The organism is Pseudomonas japonica, assembly GCF_013522925.1.
Taxonomy (GTDB): Bacteria; Pseudomonadota; Gammaproteobacteria; order Pseudomonadales; family Pseudomonadaceae; genus Aquipseudomonas; species Aquipseudomonas japonica_A.
Map to the genome: position 1 here is coordinate 62,771 of NZ_JAAMQU010000013.1, position 17,594 is coordinate 80,364.

20 protein-coding genes are annotated in these 17,594 nt (G+C 62.8%); 12 read left to right on the forward strand and 8 right to left on the reverse strand.

Annotated features, from left to right (window positions below):
- Nucleotides 1-9: 9 nt before the first annotated feature.
- The 4 genes from G7016_RS19890 to G7016_RS19905 form a co-directional block, all read right to left on the reverse strand.
- Nucleotides 10-1,059, reverse strand: coding sequence for a PDDEXK nuclease domain-containing protein (locus tag G7016_RS19890; RefSeq protein ID WP_181117452.1), 1,050 nt, complete (start codon nt 1,057-1,059; stop codon nt 10-12).
- Between the two features lie 164 nt (nt 1,060-1,223).
- Nucleotides 1,224-1,436: a hypothetical protein gene (locus G7016_RS19895; protein ID WP_181117453.1), complete on the reverse strand. Its 213-nt coding sequence runs from the start codon at nt 1,434-1,436 to the stop codon at nt 1,224-1,226.
- Nucleotides 1,437-1,696: 260 nt separating this feature from the next.
- Nucleotides 1,697-2,515, reverse strand: a complete 819-nt coding sequence (locus G7016_RS19900; protein WP_181117454.1) for an alpha/beta fold hydrolase — start codon at nt 2,513-2,515, stop codon at nt 1,697-1,699.
- Between the two features lie 30 nt (nt 2,516-2,545).
- Entirely contained in the window at nt 2,546-2,947 is a 402-nt protein-coding gene (locus G7016_RS19905) for an OsmC family protein (protein ID WP_181117455.1), read from the reverse strand.
- Between the two features lie 202 nt (nt 2,948-3,149).
- Between G7016_RS19905 and G7016_RS19910 the strand changes: the two genes are divergently transcribed.
- The 6 genes from G7016_RS19910 to G7016_RS19935 all read left to right on the forward strand — a co-directional run bounded on the left by G7016_RS19910 (nt 3,150) and on the right by G7016_RS19935 (nt 9,351).
- Entirely contained in the window at nt 3,150-4,139 is a 990-nt protein-coding gene (locus tag G7016_RS19910) for a response regulator (RefSeq protein WP_181117456.1), read from the forward strand.
- Between the two features lie 66 nt (nt 4,140-4,205).
- A complete protein-coding gene (locus tag G7016_RS19915; protein WP_181117457.1) occupies nt 4,206-4,568 on the forward strand; it encodes a response regulator transcription factor in 363 nt (120 codons plus the stop codon).
- Between the two features lie 163 nt (nt 4,569-4,731).
- Nucleotides 4,732-5,373, forward strand: coding sequence for an AraC family transcriptional regulator (locus G7016_RS19920; protein ID WP_181117458.1), 642 nt, complete (start codon nt 4,732-4,734; stop codon nt 5,371-5,373).
- A gap of 96 nt (nt 5,374-5,469) precedes the next feature.
- Nucleotides 5,470-7,308, forward strand: coding sequence for an amidohydrolase (locus G7016_RS19925; protein WP_181117459.1), 1,839 nt, complete (start codon nt 5,470-5,472; stop codon nt 7,306-7,308).
- Nucleotides 7,309-7,353: 45 nt separating this feature from the next.
- Entirely contained in the window at nt 7,354-7,977 is a 624-nt protein-coding gene (gene ycaC / locus G7016_RS19930; protein ID WP_181117460.1) for an isochorismate family cysteine hydrolase YcaC, read from the forward strand.
- A 150-nt stretch (nt 7,978-8,127) separates the two neighbouring features.
- Entirely contained in the window at nt 8,128-9,351 is a 1,224-nt protein-coding gene (locus G7016_RS19935; RefSeq protein WP_181117461.1) for a YbfB/YjiJ family MFS transporter, read from the forward strand.
- A gap of 3 nt (nt 9,352-9,354) precedes the next feature.
- On the opposite strand, the gene G7016_RS19940 is transcribed toward G7016_RS19935, so the two are convergent.
- Nucleotides 9,355-10,344, reverse strand: a complete 990-nt coding sequence (locus G7016_RS19940) for an MBL fold metallo-hydrolase (RefSeq protein WP_181117462.1) — start codon at nt 10,342-10,344, stop codon at nt 9,355-9,357.
- A 210-nt stretch (nt 10,345-10,554) separates the two neighbouring features.
- Here G7016_RS19940 and G7016_RS19945 point away from each other — a divergent pair, with 210 nt between their 5' ends.
- Nucleotides 10,555-11,436 (forward strand): LysR family transcriptional regulator, encoded by an 882-nt coding sequence (locus G7016_RS19945; RefSeq protein WP_181117463.1) that lies wholly within the window; start codon nt 10,555-10,557, stop codon nt 11,434-11,436.
- Between the two features lie 10 nt (nt 11,437-11,446).
- Here the strand turns inward: G7016_RS19945 and G7016_RS19950 are convergent, their stop codons facing one another.
- A complete protein-coding gene (locus G7016_RS19950; protein ID WP_181117464.1) occupies nt 11,447-11,665 on the reverse strand; it encodes a PLD nuclease N-terminal domain-containing protein in 219 nt (72 codons plus the stop codon).
- Between the two features lie 185 nt (nt 11,666-11,850).
- Here G7016_RS19950 and G7016_RS19955 point away from each other — a divergent pair, with 185 nt between their 5' ends.
- The 5 genes from G7016_RS19955 (at nt 11,851) to dxs (ending at nt 16,015) form a co-directional block, all read left to right on the forward strand.
- Nucleotides 11,851-12,360, forward strand: coding sequence for a hypothetical protein (locus G7016_RS19955; RefSeq protein ID WP_258195258.1), 510 nt, complete (start codon nt 11,851-11,853; stop codon nt 12,358-12,360).
- A gap of 13 nt (nt 12,361-12,373) precedes the next feature.
- Complete coding sequence (locus G7016_RS19960; protein WP_181117465.1) at nt 12,374-12,814, forward strand: DUF421 domain-containing protein; 441 nt, start codon at nt 12,374-12,376, stop codon at nt 12,812-12,814.
- An 82-nt stretch (nt 12,815-12,896) separates the two neighbouring features.
- The gene (locus tag G7016_RS19965) at nt 12,897-13,139 is read left to right on the forward strand and encodes an exodeoxyribonuclease VII small subunit (protein ID WP_181117558.1); all 243 of its coding nucleotides are present in this window, start codon (nt 12,897-12,899) and stop codon (nt 13,137-13,139) included.
- A complete protein-coding gene (gene ispA, locus G7016_RS19970) occupies nt 13,136-14,023 on the forward strand; it encodes a (2E,6E)-farnesyl diphosphate synthase (RefSeq protein WP_181117466.1) in 888 nt (295 codons plus the stop codon). The genes G7016_RS19965 and ispA overlap by 4 nt, the downstream gene beginning before the upstream one ends.
- A gap of 105 nt (nt 14,024-14,128) precedes the next feature.
- Nucleotides 14,129-16,015: a 1-deoxy-D-xylulose-5-phosphate synthase gene (gene dxs / locus G7016_RS19975; protein ID WP_181117467.1), complete on the forward strand. Its 1,887-nt coding sequence runs from the start codon at nt 14,129-14,131 to the stop codon at nt 16,013-16,015.
- Nucleotides 16,016-16,079: 64 nt separating this feature from the next.
- Here the strand turns inward: dxs and ribA are convergent, their stop codons facing one another.
- Both ribA and G7016_RS19985 read right to left on the reverse strand, forming a co-directional pair.
- Nucleotides 16,080-16,670 (reverse strand): GTP cyclohydrolase II, encoded by a 591-nt coding sequence (gene ribA, locus G7016_RS19980; RefSeq protein WP_181117468.1) that lies wholly within the window; start codon nt 16,668-16,670, stop codon nt 16,080-16,082.
- 148 nt (nt 16,671-16,818) lie between these two features.
- Nucleotides 16,819-17,571 carry a substrate-binding periplasmic protein gene (locus G7016_RS19985; RefSeq protein ID WP_181117469.1) on the reverse strand — a complete coding sequence of 251 codons (753 nt, stop codon included), beginning with the start codon at nt 17,569-17,571 and terminating at the stop codon, nt 16,819-16,821.
- Nucleotides 17,572-17,594: the final 23 nt, after the last annotated feature.

Below are 17,594 nucleotides of genomic sequence, written 5' to 3' on the forward strand. Positions count from 1 at the left end.
GGCAGATGCTCAAGCCACAGGGCCGCCCTCGCTGGCCAGCTCCCGCTCGATTTGCTCGATGCTGGGCAGGCTGGCCTGCAGCTCGGCAGGCAACGCCCCTACCAGTTGATATTCAGCCACTCCCATGGGGCGGGCGCTGTCTCGCAGGGCGTATTCCGCCACCACCTTGTTCTTGCTCTTGCACAACAGCAAGCCGATGGTGGGGCCGTCCTGGGGATGCTTGAGCTGTGCGTCCACTGCGGTGAGGTAGAAGCTCAGCTGGCCAAGGTGCTCGGGCTTGAACTTGCCGGCCTTGAGCTCGATCACCACATAGCAGCGCAGCTTCAAATGGTAGAACAGCAGGTCGATGAAGAACTCGTCCCCGCCGACATCCAGCAATACCTGCTTGCCAACGAAGGCGAAACCCGCGCCCAGCTCCAGCAGAAAGTCAGTGACATGCCGAACGAGCGCGCTTTCGATATCGCGCTCCTGGGCCTCGACGGTCAAGCCGAGGAAGTCGAAACGGTATGGATCTTTCAGAGACTCCCGGGCCAGGTCGGATTGCGCCCTGGGCAGGTGGCTGTCGAAGTTACTTACGGCCTGGCCTGTGCGCTCCAGCAGGCGAGCCTCGATCTGCATCACCAGTACGTTGCGCGACCAGTTGTGTTCGATGGCCTTGGCGGCATACCAGCGTCGGGTTTCAGGGCCAGGGAGTTTGTCCAGCAACGCCAACTGGTGATACCACGGCAATTGTGCAAGCACCTCTTGCACAAACTCCGCGTCGGGCCAGGCTTCGGCAAACGCGCGCATGTATTTGAGGTTGCGGGGCGAAAACCCTTTCATGTCCGGGAACGCCGCACGCAGGTCGCGTGCCAGCCGGTCGATTACCTTGGTACCCCAGCCCTGCTCGGCCTGACGGCCAAGAATATCGCGGCCGATCTGCCAATAAAGCAGTACCAGCTCGCGATTTACCGCGAGGGTTGCCCGCTGCTGGGCGCCATGAATGCGGTTTTTGAGGTCGGCAAGCCAGGCGCTGTAGCCTTCAGGAGGCAGGCCGGGGCCAACAGAAGTGTCGCTCATGCCTTTGCTCGCGCAGGTAGAAGGTGCCTACCTTAAATCAACACCGAAACGAGCCCAAGAACCCGCGGGCTGACTATGTGAGCAGAGGTTACCAACAGGGCTTTCTACGAGAGAGGGAGCAAAAGCAGCGATGGGCCGGCGTCCTGCCGGCCCGGGGATTGCCTTCAATGCCATAACCCTGCCAGGTACTCATGACCGGCAGCGGTTAACGTAAGCCTGAACACGATGGCCCGATCCGGGTTGTACACGCGTTCACTGCGAAGAAAGCCCGCAAGCACCAAGGCTTGCAAGGTCTGCGTCAACTGCCCGCGATGGGTAGATTGACCGGAGGCTACGTCAGCAAGAAGGCAGCGATGGGTTTTCTTATAGTCAAGCATGGCAAACTTCCTTCTACAGTTTTCTTATTGTTAATGAGCACTGTAGCCCACCCTTGAGCGCTCTACCATGCGGGTCAGGCGAATAGTCCGGATCGGGCGGGACCGGCAAATCCGGAAACAGGAACCGAAGCCCCGGTTTCCGTGGCTTCGGGTAATTGTGACAGGCGTCACAGCGGGGGAAAAAATTTTCGCATGAGGGTTCAAAGCGCAATCAGCCCGCGAACTGACCGTTCGCGGGCCGTTTTGACCTGTAGCGGGGCTTACTTGTTCAGGAACGCCAGCAGGTCTTCGTTCAGCTGTTCCTGATGGGTGACGGCGAAACCATGGGGTGCGCCTTCGTACACTTTCAGTTCGGCGCCGGGCACCGCTTGGGCCGCCAGCTTGCCCGTGGTCTCGAAGGGCACGATCTGGTCCGCGTCGCCGTGGATCACCAGCGTGGGTACGTCGACCTTGGCCAGGTCCGCGCGGAAGTCAGTCCCGGAGAACGCGGTAACGCAATCCACGGTGCCTTTGAGCGAGGCCAGCAGCGCGATATTCAACGTTTGCGTGAGCACGCCTTCTGAGACGGTCTGGTTTTTGTTGGTGCCATAGAACGGCGCGGCGAAGTCGCTGATGAACTGCGCGCGGTCCTTCAGCAGGCCGGCCTTGATACCGTCGAACACGTCCTTGGGCACGCCCTCGGGGAAGCTCTCGGTCTTGCCGAAGATGGGCGTTACCGCGCCCAGCAGCACCAGCCCAGCCACTTTGGCCGTGCCGTGGCGGCCGATGTATCGGCTGATGTCGCCGCCGCCCATGGAGAACCCGACCAGCGTTACGCTCTCCAGGCCCAGGTGCTCGATCAGCTGGTGAATGTCTTCGGCGAAGGTGTCGTAGTCATAACCGGTCCACGGCTGGCTGGAGCGGCCGAACCCACGGCGGTCGAAGGCGATGGTGCGGTAGCCACGGGAAGCCAGGTAATGCATTTGCGAGTCCCACATGTCCGCGTCCAGCGGCCAACCGTGGCTGAACAGTACGGCCTTGCCCTGGCCCCAGTCCTTGAAGTAGATCTCGGTGCCATCAGCGGTGGTAAAGGTGCTCATACGTCTTGCCTCCAGTGCGTGGTTTACGGTTTAAACGGGAGCCAGCGCCGAATGTATGTCTACCGTGCCACTGAGCAGCCGGTGGATCGGGCAGGCATTGGCCACCTGCAGCAGACGCTGGCGCTGAGTATCGTCGAGGTCACCCTGCAGCGAGATCTGGCGTTCGATCCGAGTAAGGCCGGCGGCGGGGTCTTCGACTGTGATTTCCAGCGCAACGTGAATGCCTTCAAGTGGTAGCTGCTTTCGCCGGGCGTACAAGCCCAGCGTAATCGCCGTGCAGGCACCCAGAGAGGACAGCAGCAATTCATGAGGCCCTGGGCCTGCGTCTTCAGTGCCTTCCTGTGCGATGTCAGCAAGCCATTGGTGGGCGCCGTCCGACAGGGTTACCTGATAAGGCACGGAGGCGGAAGTGGCGGTGACCTTGGAGGACATGACGGGCTCCGGCAGAGGGAAAACTGCAATGGCGCTGACTATGGCCGACGCTGCCCTGAGACTTCTTGCACGGCTGTGCTCATTTGCCTGCTGATAAGCCTGCCGTCATCCCTGAGTATGATTGCCGCCGCGAAGTTCATGCACTACCGTTCACGGGATTGAACGAACTTCTCCCGAATGAATCGCATAACGCGGAAAACCCATGATCCAGCTCGGTAATGCGTCGATTTCGCTCGAGCGCCGCGAGGCTTTCCTCGATGGCCAGGCCCTGCGCCTGGGAGGCCGCGCCTTCGACATCCTTGCACTGCTGCTTCAGGCGCCTGGGCGGCTGGTGACCAAGGACGAACTGCTGGAGCAGGTGTGGCCCGGCATGGTGGTGGAAGAAAACAACGTTCAGGTGCACATCTGCACGCTGCGAAAGGTTCTGCAGGTAGGTACCCAGGTCATCGAAACGGTCCCTCGACGCGGTTATCGCTTGAACCTGTCGCAAGTACCGGTAACGACCCCGATCCCTGCAAAGGCCCCGGCTCTGACGGCCACGACCGATGACGATCATGGCCTGATCCCATTGGTACATATCGTCGACGATGATCCTTCCGTGTGTGCTGCCATTACACGCTTGCTCCGGTCCGAAGGGCTTGAAGCGGCGAGCTATACGGATGCCGCCGCTTTTTTGCGGCAAGGGGCTGGCGAGCGCCCAGGTTGCTTGCTGCTGGACGTGAACCTCACGCAAGGCACGGGCTTTGACGTGCAGGATGCGCTGCTGAAGCGCGGCGCCTGCCTGCCGATCATTTTCATGACCGGCTACGGCACCATCGCAATGTCAGTAAAAGCCATGAAAGCGGGCGCCGAAGAGTTTCTGACCAAACCTTTCAATGATGACCGCCTGCTCGATGTGGTACGTAGCGCCATTGAACAGGCCCGACAGGCATTGACGCGACGCCGCCGCCATTCCCAGGTCGCACAGAGGCTGACGTCGCTGACCTCACGCGAGCGGGAAGTGCTCGAATGGCTCATCAAGGGCCGGCAAAGCAAGCAGATCGCAGCGCTCCTCGGCACCCGGGAAGTGACGGTCAAGGTTCACAAAAAGCACGTAATGGCCAAAATGCGCGCTCGTACGTTGGTCGAGTTGGTGAACCTATGCACAATGCTCGGCATGGTGCCTGACGTCGCCGAGCTTGAGTTGATCTGAACGCTCGCGACGCACACACCGAGTGGCCCACGCCGCTGCCCCCTCTTGCCGCAAAGAGCCCTGCCCATGCATGTGGTGTGCGTCGTCGACGACGATTTTTCCGTGCGAAAAAGCCTCGCCAACCTGCTCAAGTCCGCAGGTTACCAGGCACTGTGTTACGACAGTGGCGAGGCTTTTCTCGCCTCGCCTTCCGTGGATACCGCGGCGTGCCTGGTACTTGACCTGTGCATGCCCGGGCTCTCCGGCCATCAGGTACAACAGGCGCTGCGCGCACGAGGCAACACGCTGCCGGTGGTATGCATCTCGGCCAATGGCAACGACGCCGATGCTCGCTCGCTCGCTGAAGGCGCCGTGTGCTTTCTCGCCAAGCCCTTCACCGGCGAGGCACTGTTGAACGCCATCGAAGCCGCCGTTCAGGGCCGGCCTTAAGCTTCAAGCTGTAAGCTACAAGCTACAAGCCCCGCACGGCTGGCTGCATCACCCGTCTTGCCGCTTGACGCTTAAAGCTTGCCGCTCATTTAAGGTTCTCTAAAGTACTTCCTTCCCCCCTCCCGCCACACTGGCTTCGTACCCCTAGCCAGGAGCCCCGGGCATGAATGCATTTACGCAGCCGTCGACCGTCACCCTTGACGCGGTGTCCTACCGCCTCATCGAGTCTCTCCGCGAAGCCTTGTGCACACCGGACGGCGGCGCGCCACATGCCGTGTACCAGAAGGGCTTGAAGCTGTGCGCACACTTGCTCGCCCAATACGCGGCACCTGCCGTCGAGGCTCCGGCCAAGGTTGCCCTGGCTCCGTGGCAAGAGCGCAAGGCAAAGGAGCTGATGACCCAGGGTATGGCCACGCCGCTGTCCATCGCCGAGGTAGCCCAGGCCTGTGCCCTCTCGCGCAGCCATTTTTCCCGGGCCTTCAAAAAGAATACCGGCGTGTCCCCACGGGATTGGCTGTTAGGCGCCCGGGTAGACCGCGCCAAGCAACTACTGGCCAGCAGCCCCCTGCCGATTGCCCAGATCGGTGAAGAGTGTGGTTTCGCCGATCAATCCCACTTCACCCGTACGTTCAGCCGCCTGGCGGGCTGTACCCCGCTGAACTGGCGTCAGGCCCAGGCCGGCTCGATATCTGCGGCGCCGCGCCAGCGCACCGGGAGTGTTACCCCTGGGGATAATACCTTCAGGGATACGGTCGGCCCCTGGTCCCTGCCGAAACAAAGCACACCGATGCAAGCCACCCGCTGAACGCTCACGGAACATGACCTTATCCTCCCCGGCGGCCTGCGCGTGCTCTGGCCCGGGGCCTGCCGCCAACCGTTCAACCGCTCTACAGGAACGCCCATGTCCGCAGAACTGATTCTCCTCAACGGCAGTTTCCATACCGTCGACCGCCAACAGCCAACCGCAAGCGCGGTCGCGATCAGCGGCGGCAAGTTCGTTGCCGTAGGCAGCGAAGCCGAAGTGCTGGCCCTACGTACCGATGCCACCCAGATCATCGACCTCAAGGGCCGCACGGCCATCCCAGGCCTGAACGACTCCCACCTGCACTTGATCCGGGGCGGCCTGAACTACAACCTGGAACTGCGCTGGGAAGGGGTGCCATCGGTGGCCGATGCCTTGCGCATGCTCAAGACCCAGGCAGACCGCACGCCGTCGCCTCAATGGGTTCGTGTGGTGGGCGGATGGAACGAGTTCCAGTTCGCCGAGAAGCGCATGCCCACGCTCGAAGAGCTGAACCAGGCCGCGCCAGACACCCCTGTGTTTGTGCTGCACCTCTACGACCGCGCGCTGCTCAACCGCGCCGCGCTGCGTGTGGTCGGGTATACCAAGGACACGCCAAACCCGCCCGGGGGTGAAATCGTTCGCGACAGCCGAGGTGAGCCCACTGGCATGCTGATCGCGCGGCCGAACGCGATGATCCTCTACGCCACCCTGGCCAAAGGGCCCAAGCTGCCGCTGGAGTACCAGGTGAACTCCACCCGCCAGTTCATGCGGGAGCTGAATCGGCTGGGGCTGACGAGCTGCATCGACGCGGGTGGTGGCTTCCAGAACTACCCGGACGATTACGAAGTTATCCAGACCCTCGCACGCGAGCAGCAGCTGACCGTACGTATCGCCTACAACCTGTTTACCCAAAAGCCCAAGGAAGAGCTGGCTGACTTCAAGCACTGGACCGGCAGCGTGAAGCTGCACCAGGGCGACGACTTCCTGCGCCACAACGGCGCCGGTGAAATGCTGGTGTTTTCCGCGGCCGATTTCGAGGACTTCCTCGAACCACGCCCGGACTTGCCGCAGAGCATGGAAGACGAACTGGAGCCGGTGGTGCGCCACCTGGTGGAGCACCGCTGGCCCTTCCGCCTTCACGCCACCTACAACGAATCCATTTCGCGCATGCTCGATGTTTTCGAGAAGGTGAACCGGGACATCCCATTCAATGGCTTGCCGTGGTTCTTCGATCACGCCGAAACCATTACCCCTCAGAACATCGAGCGCGTACGGGCGCTGGGCGGTGGCATCGCCATCCAGGACCGCATGGCGTTCCAGGGCGAGTACTTCGTGGAACGCTACGGTGCGTCTGCAGCCGAGGCCACGCCGCCGATCAAACGTATGCTCGCCGAGGGTGTACCGGTTGGCGCCGGGACCGATGCCACACGCGTTTCCAGCTATAACCCCTGGACATCTATGTACTGGATGGTCAGCGGCCGCACCGTTGGCGGGCTCGAGCTGTATCCCGAAGGGCTGCCACGGTCCACCGCGCTGGAGCTGTTTACCCACGGCAGCGCGTGGTTCTCGTCCGAACAAGGCAAGAAGGGCCAGATCAAGGTCGGGCAACTGGCCGACCTGGCGGTGCTCTCGGCGGACTTCTTCAGCGTGGACCCTGAAGCCATCAAGTGGATCGAGTCGGTGCTTACCGTGGTTGGCGGCAAGGTGGTGTATGCCGACGGTGACTTCCGCGAGTTGTCGCCGCCAACGATCCCGGTAGTGCCAGAGTGGTCCCCGGTCACGCTCGTACCGGGCCATTATCGCCCCGCATCGGCACCGATGGCGGCTGTTCACCAATGCCAGGGGGCTTGCGCCGTGCACGCTCATAGCCACGACCGCGCCAGGCTTTCCAATGTACCTGTCAGCCGCTTCCAGGAGTTCTGGGGGGCGTTCGGCTGCTCGTGTTTCGCGTTCTAGGGCGTGCCTTTGCGCCCCTTTTTAACTACTCCGAGGAGCAACACCATGACGACCCCCTACAAGCGCCTTAACAAGGATGATGCCGTAGTATTGCTGGTGGACCACCAGACCGGCCTTATCTCGCTCGTGCAAGACTTCTCCCCGAACGAGTTCAAGAACAACGTGCTGGCCCTGGCGGACCTGGCCAAGTTCTTCAACCTGCCGACCATCCTCACCACTAGCTTCGAACAGGGCCCCAACGGCCCCCTGGTACCGGAACTGAAAGCTGCCTTCCCGGATGCGCCCTACATCCCTCGCCCTGGCCAGATCAATGCCTGGGACAACGAAGATTTCGTCAAGGCGATCAAGGCCACCGGCCGCAAACAGTTGATCATCGCAGGCGTTGTAACCGACGTGTGCGTGGCCTTCCCGACGCTGTCGGCCATCGCCGAAGGCTTTGATGTGTTCGTGGTCACTGACGCCTCGGGCACCTTCAACGAAACCGTGCAGCAGGCGGCCTGGGCTCGCATGACCGCTGCCGGGGCACAGTTGATGAACTGGTTCTCGGTTGCCTGCGAGCTGCATCGCGACTGGCGCAACGATATCGAAGGGCTGGGCAACCTGCTTTCCGAGCGCCTGCCGAACTACCGTAACCTGATGAACAGCTACACCGTCCTCACCTCTCGCTGAGGGCCCGAGCGTCGCCGTCTGCGATGACGGCGGCGCCTGCTGCAGTTTTGCAGCACTGGCGTGAGAAATCGCTGCGCGAAACCCTGCGTTTCGAGGCCTAGGATGGAGCCATTACGGTCGCCTGGGCCGTTCCTCCGACAGGGTTCGAATATGCACGCCTCCTCCCCACACCCAGCCCCGGCTACGCCATGGCTGGCCATTTTCGCCGGCCTCTGCGCGAGCCTGGTCAGCATCGGCCTGGCGCGCTTCGCGTATACCCCACTGATTCCATCGCTGATCGAGGCGCACTGGTTCGCCGAAGCCCAAGTGGTGTACCTGGGCGCGGCCAACCTGGCGGGCTACCTGATCGGTGCGCTGGTGGGCCATCCGCTGGCGAGGCGCTGGTCCAACACTACCGTGCTGCGCTGGATGCTCATGGGCGTGACCTTGTCGTTCTTCGCCTGCGCCTGGCCGATTTCCACCCCATGGTTTTTTGCCTGGCGGCTGCTGTCCGGGATTGCCGGTGGCGCGATCATGGTGCTGGTAGCCGCTACCGTGCTGCCACATGTGCCGGCCGCACGCAGGGGGCTGGCCAGTGGTGCGATTTTCATGGGAGTAGGCGTAGGCATCGCCGCCTCCGGCACGCTGGTGCCTGCCTTGCTTCGATTCGGGTTGCAGGCGACCTGGCTGGGCCTGGGAGGGTTGGCATTGCTGCTGACTGCCTTAAGCTGGTTCGGCTGGCCAGCACCGCACCGCGAGGCGGCCGCCAGCCATATACGTATGCCCGGCAACCCGGCGCTGCGCCTGCTGTTCGGGCAATACGCACTGATGGCCGCAGGGCTGGTACCGGCCATGGTGTTTCTGGTGGATTACATCGCTCGGGGGCTGGGTGCCGGTACTCACGAAGCGGCGCTTGTGTGGGTGTTCTATGGCCTTGGGGCCATTGTTGGGCCGATGGTGTATGGCGCGCTCGCCGATCACATGGGCGCTCGCCCGGCGATCCGGCTGGTGCTGATTGCCCAGGCGGCCGCCGTAGCCGTGTTACCCTTGGCGCAGGCGTTCTGGCTATTGGCCATCGTGGCCGTCGTCATCGGCTCCTTCCCACCGGGCATCGTGCCGCTGGCGCTGGCTCGAGTGCACGAGCTGTGCCCCAACCATGCTCAGCAACAAGTGGCATGGAGCCGCGCGACGGTAAGCTTCGCCAGCTTCCAGGCGCTGTCGGGTATCACCTACTCGGCGATATTCAACGCAACGGGCGGCCAGTACCGCCTGCTGTTTGGCATCGCCAGTGCCGTATTGGTACTTGCCTGGCTGGCTCAGGAAGTGGCAACGCGCTGGCCGGTACGGGCCAGCGATGTGCCGCCAGGCACGGCCAGCCCCGTGCGTGGCCAGTGAGCGCTACTTGAGCAACGGCACCTTGGCGGCGGGCTGGTAAGGCCCATAGAGCACTGGTGCCCAATGGAACACCTTGCCCGCCCGGGTGATGTGGCCTGTACCCGGGAACGGCAAGTGCGCCGCGGCAACCCACACGTGCTCGTCGGCCAATTGGCCAAACACCGCATTGCGCGCCTTGATCGCCTCCGGGCCGCTCACGTCGAAACGAATCCCCGCCTCAGGGTGTTCGAACTGCACGGCCAGGCTATGCACCAGGTCTCCAATGAACACGATGGATTGCCCGCCCGAGGTAAACCGGTAGGTAGTACTGCCGGGTGTATGCCCTGCTTCGAGACGGGCCTGTACTTCGGGCACGGGGTTCGCAGGCGGAGTGAAGGTTTGCAAGCGGCCGGCGGCCTTGTAGGGCGCTACCGAGCGCTGCGCCACCTTGAAGTATTCCTGCGCAGCGGCAGGCGCCTTGGCCATCACCGCAGGGTTTAGCCAATAGTCAGCTTCGGCCTGCTCCACATGCACAGTCGCCTGCGGAAACACCGCAGCACCCTCTTTGTCCACCAGCCCGCACACATGGTCCAGGTGCAAGTGGGTCAGGAGAATGGTGTCTACCTGGGCAGGCTCATACCCGGCGGCCTTGAGGTTGCTCACCAGGCTACCCGCCGTTTCACCGATACATTGGCCGGCGCCGGTATCCACCAGTACCAGATGCGTGCCGGTGTTCACCAGAAACGCATTGAAGTGGGTGCGCATGCCCTGCCCGCCCATGCTCTGGCGAGCCAGCAGTTCACGGATGCGCGCCTTGTCCAGCCCCTGCAACAGGTCAGGGGACAAATCGTTATAGCCGTCGAACAGCGCGGTCACCTCGTAATCGCCCACTGCCAGCCGGAAATACCCTGGCACCTGAGTTTTTACCGGCGGTACCGGTTGGGCTTGAACCAACCCTGCAACGGCCAACGCCAGCAGGCCAATGGCCGGATAGGGGAAGGGATGCGCGCGCATTGAAATTGCCTCACTAAAGGTCACTATCGAAATAGTGATCAGCATCGCGGCTCGGCGAGCCTGCGGCTTGAACAGGTGTGCCTGCATGGAATGCCCGTGCCGGGATCTTCACGCCTATGTGGCGTTCGCACGGTGCACGCCGTAGGCTCACGGCTTGCCCACCACACAAGCCTTCACCATGCACAGCGGTTTCATCGGCGCTCTCACCTCATGAACTGGGACGACACTCGGGTGTTATTGGCGCTCAGCCGTCACGGCACGCTGCGGGCAGCGGCCCGGGCACTGAAGGTGGACCAGGCCACGATTGGTCGGCGCTTGGCCGCTCTCGAGCAGGCTTTGAACACCACGCTGTTCCTGCGCACCTCTCAGGGCTACGTATTGACCCCCTCTGGCGAAGTTGCCTTGGAAGCTGCACGCAGCATGGAGAACGCCGCCCTTGCACTGCAACGGCAGGTGGAAGGGCTGGATGAGCGGTTACAGGGCGTGATACGGGTAGCCTGTACCGAAACCATGGCCATGGACGTGTTGATCCCGGCCATGGCGCGCCTGGCAAGGCGGCATCCCGCGCTACGGGTACAGCTGGATGCTTCGACGCGGATCGTGAGCCTGAGCCGACGGGAAACGGATGTCGCCATCCGCAACGTCAAGCCTGACAACCCCGACCTCATCGCCAGGCGGCTGACCACCTGGCCGGTTGGCTTGTTTGCCTCGGCGGAGTATCTGGAGCGGGAGGGTGAGCCGGTGTCTGGTAGCCGTTTCGCCGGCCATCAACTGGTGATGTATCAGCCTTACCTGGAGCGAGCCGGTGGCGCCACCCTGGTAGGTGAGCCTATTGATCACGGCCAGCTTGTAGCCACCGTAAACTCCAGCCTGCTGGTACGTCGGTGTGTTGCGCTGGGTATGGGCCTTGGCGAGCTGCCCGCGATACCCGCGGAGCAGGCTGGCCTGGTACGTGTATGGCCCGACCGGAGCGCGGAGCCCGGCTACGACTTGTGGCTGGTGACCCATGCGGACCTGCGCCACAGCGCTCGGGTGCGCGCCGTTATCGATGAAGTGGCCGGCGCCTTTGCAGCGTGTGCGGCGCTGGCCTGAACTTCAGCATTCAGCCCTTGCTATGCGTGGGGGAGGACGGCCCGGGGTTCAGCGCGCGTGGCCCCATGATGCCCCAGATCACCAGGCCTACCACCGGCAGGATAAAGATCAGCACAGTCCAGCCCACCTTGGTGCCGGAAGCTTTGTCACTGCGCCATACGCTGACAATCGCCCAGATGTCGGCCAGCAGAATCACGAGGCCTATCAGCCCGGAAAGTAATGAGTCCATGGTTGTATCCCTCATTGCTGAAAGCGCGGGCGACCCCTGTCGTCCGTTACTACTGTCGGTACTCAAGACGGGCGATGGTTCCGAAACCAGGCGGCGACATCTGACGAGTGGCCTGCGTGTTCGCGGATGCGGAACGGTTTGCCCTCCGCGTGGCTCAAAGGGCAAACCCGAGGACGCCGGCGACCATGGACAACGACGACGACTTTGCCAACCGTACCTACCCCATTGTCGAGGACATGGGCAGGCAACGCCGCGCCTGGGCCATCGAGCATATCGGCTGGTACCTGCTGATGCTGGTTGTGCTGTTGACCTTGCTGGGGCTGTTCTCCAAGGGCCCGTTGTCCTCGATGGATGTTGCCAGTGCTGACGGTACGTTGCGGGTAGAGTACGAGCGCTTCAGCCGCAACGGCGCACAGGACAACATGGTGATCACGGCCAAGGGCCAACCCGGTCAATCACTTGAAGTAACGCTGGGCGCAAGGCTGCTGGAAGGGGTAAGCATCGAAGCGCTGTACCCTGAAAGCGGCCCGGCCCACAGCCGCGGCAGGGACCTGGTGGTTCCGCTGCGCACCGATGGAAACGGCACAGCCACGCTTTACCTCACCCTGCGCAGCGATGGCGCCTGGCTTTACCGTGCGGACATCGCCCTTTCCACCGGCGCCCATGTGGCGGTACCCAAGTTCATCTATCCCTGACCCCGGAGCTGCCATGGACGCTGCCTTGCGCGCAGGCGCGATGTATATCGCGCTGATCATCCTGTTCAAGATTGCCGGCCGCCGCTCGCTGGTCGATCTCACCACCTTCGATTTCGTGCTGCTGTTGATCATTGGCGAAGCCACTCAACAAGCGCTGCTGGGTGACGACTTCTCCTTCACCAATGCCGTGCTGGTGATCGCGACGCTTATCGCCATGGACGTAGGCTTTTCCCTGGCCAAACAGCGGTTCAACAGCCTGGCCAAACTATTGGACGACGGCGCCATGATCCTGGTCGAGAACGGGCGGCCGCTCGGCAAGCGGCTGGCGAAGGCGCGGCTTACCGAAGCCGACATCATGGAAACCGCGCGGTCGAACCAGGGCGTCGAGCGCATGGAGGACATCCGCTACGCCATCCTCGAACGCAACGGCAGCATTTCGATCATCAAGAACTGACGCGCTGCCTCGCCCCGGTTTGCCCACCTTGCCCCGCTCTGCTAACGTCGCGCGGTTGATCAAGACTGCCGAGAATGCCGCCATGGCCCGAAAGAAAACCGCTCTGGACTTCGAGCAATCGCTCACAGACCTTCAAACGCTGGTAGAGCGTCTGGAGAACGGCCAGCTGTCCCTGGAAGATTCGCTGACCGCCTTCGAGCAGGGGATTCGCCTGACCCGCGATTGCCAGGATGCCCTCGCAGCGGCAGAGGTAAAGGTGCAGCAGCTGCTTGAACGTGATGGCCAGCTTGTCGAAGCGCCGCTGGACGTGGACGAAACGGAATGATCGCGAGCTACCAAGCGCAATGCCAGGCACGCGTGGATGCGGCCCTGGAGCACCTGTTCCGCCCTCACCTGGCCGAAGCGGCGAGGCTGTACGAAGCCATGCGCTACAGCGTGATGAACGGCGGCAAGCGGGTGCGGCCATTGCTGGTGTATGCCGCTTGCGAAGCCCTGGGAGGCCAGGCGGCGAACGCCGACGGCGCCGCCTGCGCAGTGGAGCTTATCCACGCGTATTCACTGGTGCATGACGACCTGCCTGCCATGGATGACGATGACCTGCGCCGTGGCCAGCCCACGACGCACAAGGCCTTCGATGAAGCCTGCGCGATCCTGGCCGGTGATGGCCTGCAAGCGATGGCGTTCAGCGCATTGAGCGATGCCAGCGCAGACACGCTGAGCGACAGCACACGGCTGCACATGGTGCGCGCGCTCGCTGCCGGGGCGGGCCCGGCCGGTATGGTCGGTGGCCAGGCCATTGACCTCGGCTCGGTGGGGCTCAAGCTCGACCAGGCCGCGCTGGAGCAAATGCACCGGCACAAGACCGGCGCGTTGATCGAAGCCAGTGTGGTGCTCGGCGCGCTGGCCAGCGAACGGGCCGGCCCCGACGATCTCAAGGCGCTGAGGGTTTATGCCCGCGCCGTGGGGCTTGCCTTTCAGGTGCAGGACGACATTCTGGACGTGGAAAGCGACACCGCTACCCTCGGCAAGCGCCAGGGCGCCGACATCGCCCGGGACAAGCCGACCTACCCGGCGCTGCTGGGCATGGACGCGGCCAAAGCCTATGCACAGGAATTGTGTGACCAGGCACTTCACGCCTTGCGCCCCTTCAACGCCAGCGCCGAGCCGCTGCGCGAGCTGGCCCGCTATATCGTTGAACGCCGCAACTGACGCCTGGCTTGCCGCCGATATGCCATCAGCGGCAAGCCAGGCTCCTACAGCTCGGCGCCATAGGGTAAACTCTTGTCCTTTATGGCTTCCAAAACGATTTGCCTGATGCCTACGACGTTCCAAGAGATCCCCCGCGAGCGCCCGCTGACCCCGCTGCTGGACCGTGCCGACACGCCGGCCGGGCTGCGCCGGCTGGGCGAGGCCGAGCTGGAAAGCCTTGCCGATGAACTGCGCCTGGAACTGCTCTACAGCGTTGGGCAGACCGGGGGGCATTTCGGCGCCGGCCTGGGGGTGATCGAGCTTACGATCGCGCTCCACTATGTATTCGATACCCCCGAGGATCGCCTTGTGTGGGACGTGGGCCATCAGGCCTACCCACACAAGATCCTCACCGGGCGCCGCGAGCGGATGCACAGCCTGCGCCAGAAAGACGGCCTGGCCGCCTTCCCGCGCCGCAGCGAAAGCCCCTACGATACCTTCGGTGTAGGGCATTCCAGCACGTCCATCAGCGCGGCGCTCGGCATGGCCATCGCCGCCCGCCTGCAAGGCAGTGATCGCAAGGCAATCGCGGTAATCGGTGACGGCGCGCTGACCGCAGGCATGGCATTCGAGGCGCTCAACCACGCGCCGGAAGTAAACGCCGACATGCTGGTTATCCTCAACGACAACGACATGTCCATTTCGAGGAACGTGGGCGGGCTGTCCAACTACCTGGCCAAGATCCTTTCCAGCCGCACCTACGCAAGCATGCGCGAAGGTAGCAAAAAGGTGTTGTCGCGCCTGCCGGGCGCGTGGGAAATCGCCCGCCGCACCGAAGAGTACGCCAAGGGCATGCTGGTGCCCGGCACCCTGTTCGAAGAGCTGGGCTGGAACTATATCGGCCCCATCGACGGCCATGACCTGCCTACGCTGATTGCCACCTTGCGCAACATGCGTGACCTCAAGGGCCCGCAGTTCCTGCACGTGGTCACCAAAAAGGGCAAGGGCTTCGCGCCCGCCGAAGTCGACCCTATTGGCTACCATGCCATTACCAAGCTGGAACCCGCCGCGCCTGCAGCGGTGCCGGTGAAAAAGCCCAGCGGGCCGAAATACTCCAGCGTGTTTGGCCAGTGGTTGTGTGACATGGCCGCCGCGGACGAGCGCCTGGTGGGCATTACGCCTGCCATGAAGGAAGGCTCGGACCTGGTCGCCTTCAGCGAGCGTTTCCCGAACCGCTACTTCGATGTGGCCATTGCAGAACAGCATGCGGTCACCCTGGCTGCTGGCCTGGCGTGTGACGGTATCAAGCCGGTGGTTGCGATCTACTCCACCTTCCTGCAGCGCGGCTACGATCAGCTGATCCACGATGTGGCCGTGCAGGGTCTGGATGTGCTGTTCGCGATCGACCGCGCGGGCCTTGTGGGTGAGGATGGCCCGACGCACGCGGGCAGCTTCGATCTCTCCTACCTTCGCTGCGTGCCAGGGCTGGTGATCATGGCGCCCAGCGACGAGAACGAACTGCGCCTGCTGCTCAGCACCGGGTTCCACTATCCAGGGCCGGCGGCCGTGCGCTATCCCCGTGGCACCGGGCCCAACGCGCCCCTGGCCCCGGGCCTGGGTACCGTGGAAGTGGGCAAGGGCGTGATCCGCCGCCGAGGCGAAAGCGTGGCCATCCTGGTATTCGGCGTGCAACTGACCGAAGCGCTGGCCGTGGCCGAGCGGTTGAACGCCACCGTAGTGGACATGCGCTTCGTGAAGCCGCTGGATGAAAGCCTGGTGCGTGAGATGGCGAGCAACCATGGGTTGCTGGTCACGCTCGAAGAAAACGCCATCATGGGCGGCGCCGGGTCGGCCGTGGGCGAGTTCCTGGCCAGCGAAGGCACCGCCGTGCCGCTGTTGCACCTGGGCCTGCCGGATACCTATGTGGAACACGCCAAACCAGCGCAGATGCTTGCCGAATGCGGGTTGGACGAAGCAGGGATCGAAGCGGCGATCAGGGCGCGGCTGGCGTAGCCGCGCACCGTTCATGATACGGCTGTAAGCGGCGAGCGAAGGATTTGCGCTTCGCTCCCGCCCTTCAGCTGCCCATCATATGCCCAAGCTTGCCGGCCTTGGTTGCCAGGTAATACTTGTTGTGAGGGTTGTGCCCGGTGTGCAGTGGCACTCGCTCAGCCACGGCGATGCCCATTTCGGTCATGGCCTTCACCTTGCGCGGGTTGTTGGTCATCAGCCGCAGCGATTTCACACCCAAGTGTTCGAGCATCGGCTGGCAAATGGAGTAATCCCGCTGGTCGGCGGCAAAGCCTAGCCGCTCGTTGGCTTCCACGGTATCTGCGCCCTCATCCTGAAGCTCGTACGCGCGGATCTTGTTCAACAGGCCAATGCCTCGCCCTTCCTGGCGCAGATACAACAGCACGCCCCGCCCTTCGCGCGCGATCGCCTGGAGCGCAGCCTCCAGTTGCGAACCGCAGTCGCAGCGCTGGCTGAACAAGGCATCACCCGTGAGGCATTCGGAATGAACCCGCCCCAACACGGGTTGCCCGTCGGCAACATCGCCCAGGCTGAGGATTACATGTTCGCGCCCGGTCGCCTTCTCGAGAAAGCCGTGCATGGTGAAGGTGGCGAATGGCGTGGGCAGCTTGCAAGCGGCGACAAAAGCGACGGGCACCTTGTGCTCCTATCTGTGTTAAAGCCGAAAACGTGCGCTGTGGCCTGGCAATAAGCGCAGGCCGCGGCGCCGGAGATGTCACATTGTAACATCTGTGCTTTGCGCTGACTCAGCTCGAATTTTCGACCGTACCTATCGAGCGGTTCTATCAAGGCGCCTTCGAAGCGGGCTCATGATCGAACGGATAGGGCATTTTCCACCGCCTGTAGAGGGGCCGTAATTCCCCGCTGGCCACCAACTGATCCATGCGCTTGTCGAACACATCGCGCAGCTCCTGCCCACGCGCATTGTTGGCAAAGCCCAGGTACAGCGGCAGGTCGATCAGGTGCGTCAGCCGAAATGCGGAGAAGTCCGTAGCGTGCTCCCGGATATAGTCCATTTCCTGCTCGGCATCGATGTAGTAGTCGGCATGCCCACGCTTGAGCATTTCCAGGATACCGTCGCGTCGGCGCACTTCTTCATATTGCCTGGCGGCCGGCAGGTAACGCTGGAATTCGTATCCACGCACCCATGCCAGGCGATAGTCACCCAGGTTCGCCTGGGTAGGTACCGGAAGGCGCGCCAGGCTGAGCGCGTAGATATGGTCGGTATCGTAATGCCAACGCGGATAGAGCGAGGTTTGCTCATCCTTGTAGGAACCGACCCAGGCGTCGGCTTCGCCGCGCTGCACCAGCCCCACCGAGCGCAGATAGGGCTCTATCCGCCATACCAGCTTGTAACCGGCCGGCTCGAAAATGATCCGCATCAGGTCCCAGCCAAGCCCGGTACCGTCGGCGCCGGTATAGTCATTCCAGGCTTCGCTGACAATGGCGACGGTGCCCGGTTCGGGCTCGGCAGCCTGGGCAGTACTCAGCCAGCCAGCCAGCAAGCCACACAACAATGGCGATACCCACTTGAACATTGCCCCCTCCGTTTGGCGCAATT

Excerpts from the sequence above, each read along its gene's own strand:
- dxs (WP_181117467.1), top strand. The coding sequence starts at position 14,129 with ATGCCTACGACGTTCCAAGAGATCCCCCGCGAGCGCCCGCTGACCCCG.
- G7016_RS19935 (WP_181117461.1), top strand. The coding sequence starts at position 8,128 with ATGCACGCCTCCTCCCCACACCCAGCCCCGGCTACGCCATGGCTGGCC.
- G7016_RS19940 (WP_181117462.1), bottom strand. The coding sequence starts at position 10,344 with ATGCGCGCGCATCCCTTCCCCTATCCGGCCATTGGCCTGCTGGCGTTG.
- G7016_RS19945 (WP_181117463.1), top strand. The coding sequence starts at position 10,555 with ATGAACTGGGACGACACTCGGGTGTTATTGGCGCTCAGCCGTCACGGC.
- G7016_RS19900 (WP_181117454.1), bottom strand. The coding sequence starts at position 2,515 with ATGAGCACCTTTACCACCGCTGATGGCACCGAGATCTACTTCAAGGAC.
- ycaC (WP_181117460.1), top strand. The coding sequence starts at position 7,354 with ATGACGACCCCCTACAAGCGCCTTAACAAGGATGATGCCGTAGTATTG.
- G7016_RS19895 (WP_181117453.1), bottom strand. The coding sequence starts at position 1,436 with ATGCTTGACTATAAGAAAACCCATCGCTGCCTTCTTGCTGACGTAGCC.
- G7016_RS19925 (WP_181117459.1), top strand. The coding sequence starts at position 5,470 with ATGTCCGCAGAACTGATTCTCCTCAACGGCAGTTTCCATACCGTCGAC.
- G7016_RS19920 (WP_181117458.1), top strand. The coding sequence starts at position 4,732 with ATGAATGCATTTACGCAGCCGTCGACCGTCACCCTTGACGCGGTGTCC.
- G7016_RS19905 (WP_181117455.1), bottom strand. The coding sequence starts at position 2,947 with ATGTCCTCCAAGGTCACCGCCACTTCCGCCTCCGTGCCTTATCAGGTA.
- G7016_RS19960 (WP_181117465.1), top strand. The coding sequence starts at position 12,374 with ATGGACGCTGCCTTGCGCGCAGGCGCGATGTATATCGCGCTGATCATC.
- G7016_RS19890 (WP_181117452.1), bottom strand. The coding sequence starts at position 1,059 with ATGAGCGACACTTCTGTTGGCCCCGGCCTGCCTCCTGAAGGCTACAGC.
- G7016_RS19910 (WP_181117456.1), top strand. The coding sequence starts at position 3,150 with ATGATCCAGCTCGGTAATGCGTCGATTTCGCTCGAGCGCCGCGAGGCT.
- G7016_RS19965 (WP_181117558.1), top strand. The coding sequence starts at position 12,897 with ATGGCCCGAAAGAAAACCGCTCTGGACTTCGAGCAATCGCTCACAGAC.
- G7016_RS19950 (WP_181117464.1), bottom strand. The coding sequence starts at position 11,665 with ATGGACTCATTACTTTCCGGGCTGATAGGCCTCGTGATTCTGCTGGCC.
- G7016_RS19955 (WP_258195258.1), top strand. The coding sequence starts at position 11,851 with ATGGACAACGACGACGACTTTGCCAACCGTACCTACCCCATTGTCGAG.
- ispA (WP_181117466.1), top strand. The coding sequence starts at position 13,136 with ATGATCGCGAGCTACCAAGCGCAATGCCAGGCACGCGTGGATGCGGCC.
- G7016_RS19915 (WP_181117457.1), top strand. The coding sequence starts at position 4,206 with ATGCATGTGGTGTGCGTCGTCGACGACGATTTTTCCGTGCGAAAAAGC.
- G7016_RS19985 (WP_181117469.1), bottom strand. The coding sequence starts at position 17,571 with ATGTTCAAGTGGGTATCGCCATTGTTGTGTGGCTTGCTGGCTGGCTGG.